This is a genomic window from Gammaproteobacteria bacterium, from assembly GCA_013003425.1.
Classification (GTDB): domain Bacteria; phylum Pseudomonadota; class Gammaproteobacteria; order Steroidobacterales; family JABDKV01; genus JABDJB01.
This window is the reverse complement of sequence record JABDJB010000101.1, coordinates 1-4,235: the sequence shown is the minus strand read 5'-3', so window position 1 is coordinate 4,235 and position 4,235 is coordinate 1. Positions and strand designations below refer to the sequence as shown.

The window sequence follows — 4,235 nt, the reverse complement described above, 5'->3', positions numbered from 1 at the left end:
CCAGCGCTGCGGCGATACGCCAGTTTCCGTTTGCGCCGGAGTTGATCGTGCCGTTGCGCCAGCACCTGGGTGCAGCCGCTATCCCGGTCGTGCGGCCTGGTGAAGAAGTCGCGCGTGGCCAGACGATAGCCAGGCCCGACGGCTTTATGTCCGTAGCGATGCACGCCCCGGTAACCGGTACGATACAGCGCATCGCCCTGGCGCCGTCGATAAGCGGCGAAATGGTCGAAAGCATATTCATCGAGCCGCTCCCTGCATCGACGCAGGAAGTCGTCGACGGGCAACCCTGTCACGTGGAAACAGCAAATCGCGATGAGATTATTGCCGCGATCCAGAATGCCGGCATCGTCGGTCTGGGCGGCGCTGCTTTTCCCACCCACGCCAAACTCAGGTTCCCCGATGACAAGCGCGTCGACACGCTGATTATCAATGGGGTGGAATGCGAGCCGTATCTCACCACCGATCACCGGGTCATGCTTGAGCAGGCTGCCGATGTCTACATGGGCATCCGCTACCTGGCCAAGGCTGCCAACGCGGCACGCATCATCATTGCCGTCGAGGCCAACAAGCGCGACGCGATCGCCATGCTGCGTGACCAGTTGCCGCCTGACATCGATGCAGAAGTGGCGGTGCTGAAGGTCAAATATCCGCAGGGTGCAGAGAAGATCCTGTTAAAAGCGCTGCTCGACCGCGAAGTGCCGCGGGGCGGCCTGCCGATCGATGTCGGCGTGCTGTGCACAAACGTGGCAACAACGGCCGAAATTGGCCGGCTGCTGCCGCACGGCCGCGGCATCCAGGAGCGGGTGATTACGATTGCCGGGCCGGGGGTCGAAAAACCGGGAAATTACCTGATACCCATCGGTACGCCGGTGCGTTTTGCCCTGCAAAGCTGCGGCGCAGAGCCGGATGTTACCCGCGTATTCATGGGTGGGCCGATGATGGGGCCGGCAGTTTCCAATCTCGATATTCCGGTTACAAAGGGCACATCCGGAATACTGGCCTTCACCGTGCGCGAGACAGCCGAAGTGGTCGAGCGCAAGGTCTACCCGTGCATTCGCTGCGCGCGCTGTGTCGAGGCCTGCCCGGTGTTTCTCAACCCGTCGAAGCTGGGGCTGCTGGCAAAAAACGAGCAGTACGAACAGATGGCTGACGACTTTCACCTGTTCGACTGCTTTGAATGTGGTTCGTGCACCTACGTGTGTCCGTCGCACATCCCGCTGGTGCAGTATTTTCGCCTGGCCAAGAAGATGATTCGCAAAACGAGGGCGGCACAGTGAGCGGTAAGACGCTGGAAATTGCCTCCTCGCCACATGTAGCCAGTGGCGCCAGCGTGGATATCATCATGCGCAACGTGGTCTATGCCATGTTGCCGGTCGTTGCGTTTGCTGTTTTTGCTTTCGGTACCGGCGCATTGTTGGTCCTCGTTACAGCCGTGCTGGCATGCGTAGGCACCGAGCATGTCATGAACCGCATCACCGGCCAGTCCTCGCTAAGTGACTGGTCAGTCATCGTCACCGGAATTCTTTACGGGCTGACGTTGCCGCCGGGCCTGGCATTGTGGATGGTCGTCGTCGGTGGCATTTTCGGCGTCGGTATCGGCAAGTACCTGTTCGGCGGGCTTGGTGCAAATGCCTTCAACCCCGCGCTGGTCGGCCGCGCTTTCCTGCAGGCGGCGTTCCCCGGTGCCATGACGCAGTGGTCGCCGGCATTTGTTGCCGACCGCTTTGTCCAGGTGCCGGGCTCGATCCTTACTTTCCCGCTGGCCCGGCCCGAATATGATGCGGTGACCGCGGCCACGCCGTTATCGGCAATGAAATTTCGCGGTCTGGGTACAGACTCCGGCGAGCTGATGCTGGGTCTGACGTCGGGATCGGTGGGCGAGACCTGCGCACTGCTGATTATCGCCGGCGGCATCTACCTGGTCGCGCGCAACATGATGAACTGGCGCATCCCGGTGGCAATCATTGCGGTGGTGGCGGTACTGACGCTGGTAATGAACGTGTTCGCGCCGGGTGAGTATCCGTCACCGGTTTTCATGCTGTTCTCCGGCGGACTGATGCTGGGCGCCGTGTACATGGCCACCGACCCTGTTGCCTCGCCGATTACCGATGCCGGTTGCTGGCTGTACGGCGCGCTGATCGGATCGCTCGTTGTTGTGATTCGATTCTGGGGCGGCATGCCGGAGGGGGTGATGTACGCGATCCTTCTGGCCAATGCGGTCTCGCCACACATCGATAATGCCATTGTGCCGCGGGTCTACGGGAGCAGGGCATGAGCCTGCCGCAGCAGCAACCGCCGTCGACGCCGCTGACGATGTTCCGCACTATCGTGGGTATCGGTATGGTCTGTGCGCTGGTGATCGTGCTGGTATTCGAAGCGACAGCCGGGCGCATCGCCGAAAATGAGGCACGGGCATTACGCAAGGCCGTCGATGCGGTGATGCCGGGAGCGACAGAACTGCGCCCGGTCAGCCTGACGGGCGACGGGCTGGCCGACGCAGTTGCCGCCGAGGTCGAATTCCCCGCTTTTCTCGGTTATGACGCTAACGGCGCACTGCTTGGTGCGGCAATTACCGCGTCGGGTATGGGCTACCAGGACACCATCCGGGTGATTTACGCGTATTCGTTTGAACAGCAGGCTATTGTCGGCATGCGCGTTCTGCAAAGTCTCGAAACTCCGGGTCTCGGCGACAAGATCGAAACCGATCCGGCATTCGTTGCCAACTTCGAGCAACTCGATGTGTCGCTTGACGCTGCGGGCACAGCATTGCAAAACCCGGTAGTCACTGTCCCGCATGGCACCAAGGAGCACCCCTGGCAGATTGACGCCATTACCGGGGCAACGGTGTCATCCGATGCGATCGGCGCCATCCTCAACGACAGCGCCAGCGAGTGGGCGCCGCTGCTGGTGCGTGAGCATGTACGGCTGCAGCGCAGCGGGAGCGTGGTTGAATGAGCCAGCCGTCGACCAATGAGTTCATCAAGGGCCTGTGGCGACAGAATCCTATTTTTGTCCAGCTGCTGGGTTTGTGCCCGGCGCTGGCCGTATCCAACAGCGCCATTAACTCGCTCACTATGGGCCTGGCGACCAGTTTCGTCCTGCTGAGCTCCGGTGTCGTGATCTCGTCGATTCGCAGCCTGATACCGCGTGATGCCCGCATCGTCAGCTACATCTGCATCATTGCCAGTTTCGTCACCTGTGTCGACTACATTATAAAAGCAATCAGTCTTGATCTGCACAAAAGCCTGGGCGCATTTATTTCGCTGATTGTCGTCAACTGCCTGATCCTCGGTCGCGCCGAGGCGTTTGCTTCGCGTAATACCATTGGCCGGACAATCCAGGACTCGCTTGGCATGGGCATCGGGTTCACGCTGTCACTGTTCTGCATCGGTGCCGTTCGGGAGATACTCGGAAACGGTACGCTGTTTGGCGTGCAGCTGTTCCCTGAGGCATTCCAGCCGTGGACGGTGATGATCCTGCCGAGCGGCGGATTTTTTGTGCTGGCGCTGTGGCTGCTGCTGATATCGGTCTGGCAATCGAGTCGCCAGCGCAACGGACAGGCAGCGGGAGAGGGGGCATGATGAGTGACGCACCGCACTGGGCAATATTCGTCAATGCCGCATTGATCAACAATTTCGTGCTGGCGTATTTTCTTGGCCTGTGCCCGTTCATGGGTGTTTCGGCAAAGCTGCAGACAGCGGTGCGCATGAGTGGCGCCGTGACCTTTGTCATGCTGGTAGCTTCCCTTTGCGCCTTCCTGTTGAATGAACTTTTGTTGTGGGTAGATGCGCCGTACCTGCGGCTCATTTCCTATGTGCTGGTTATTGCATCGACCGTGCAGTTGGTGGAAATGTTGCTGCGCAAGCTGAGTCCGGCGACGTTCCGTGCGCTGGGAATATTTTTGCCGCTGATCACCACCAACTGCGCGATTCTGGGTGTCGCCCTGTTCCAGACAAATCGCGGTTACGGTTTCAGCCGTGCAATAGTTTTTGCCCTCGGTGCGGCAGCGGGGTTTACGCTGGCGTTGGTGCTGATGGCCGGTATACGCGAGAAACTCGATCTCGTTGCTGTGCCGGAATCGGTCAAGGGCGCCACGGCTGCACTGGTTGTGGCCGGGATACTGAGCCTGAGTTTCATGGGTTTTGCCGGGTTGGGCAGCTGATGCTGGAACGCTGGATAATCGCGAGCCTGCTGATTGCCGCCATTGCCGGGGCCCGGCTGCTGTTGCAGCGACA

5 protein-coding genes are annotated in these 4,235 nt (G+C 60.1%); all 5 read left to right on the top strand.

Going from position 1 to position 4,235, the window contains the following annotated elements:
* The coding region (gene rsxC / locus HKN06_13720; GenBank protein ID NNF62370.1) for an electron transport complex subunit RsxC at nucleotides 1-1,277 on the top strand (1,277 nt) is incomplete at its 5' end.
* Nucleotides 1,178-2,275 carry an RnfABCDGE type electron transport complex subunit D gene (locus HKN06_13715; protein NNF62369.1) on the top strand — a complete coding sequence of 366 codons (1,098 nt, stop codon included), beginning with the start codon at nucleotides 1,178-1,180 and terminating at the stop codon, nucleotides 2,273-2,275. The genes rsxC and HKN06_13715, both read left to right, overlap by 100 nt.
* A complete protein-coding gene (locus HKN06_13710) occupies nucleotides 2,272-2,955 on the top strand; it encodes an FMN-binding protein (protein ID NNF62368.1) in 684 nt (227 codons plus the stop codon). The genes HKN06_13715 and HKN06_13710 overlap by 4 nt, the downstream gene beginning before the upstream one ends.
* Nucleotides 2,952-3,581 (top strand): electron transport complex subunit E, encoded by a 630-nt coding sequence (locus HKN06_13705; protein NNF62367.1) that lies wholly within the window; start codon nucleotides 2,952-2,954, stop codon nucleotides 3,579-3,581. Before HKN06_13710 ends, HKN06_13705 begins: the two co-directional genes overlap by 4 nt.
* Nucleotides 3,581-4,162: an RnfABCDGE type electron transport complex subunit A gene (locus tag HKN06_13700; GenBank protein NNF62366.1), complete on the top strand. Its 582-nt coding sequence runs from the start codon at nucleotides 3,581-3,583 to the stop codon at nucleotides 4,160-4,162. Before HKN06_13705 ends, HKN06_13700 begins: the two co-directional genes overlap by 1 nt.
* Nucleotides 4,163-4,235 lie beyond the last annotated feature (73 nt).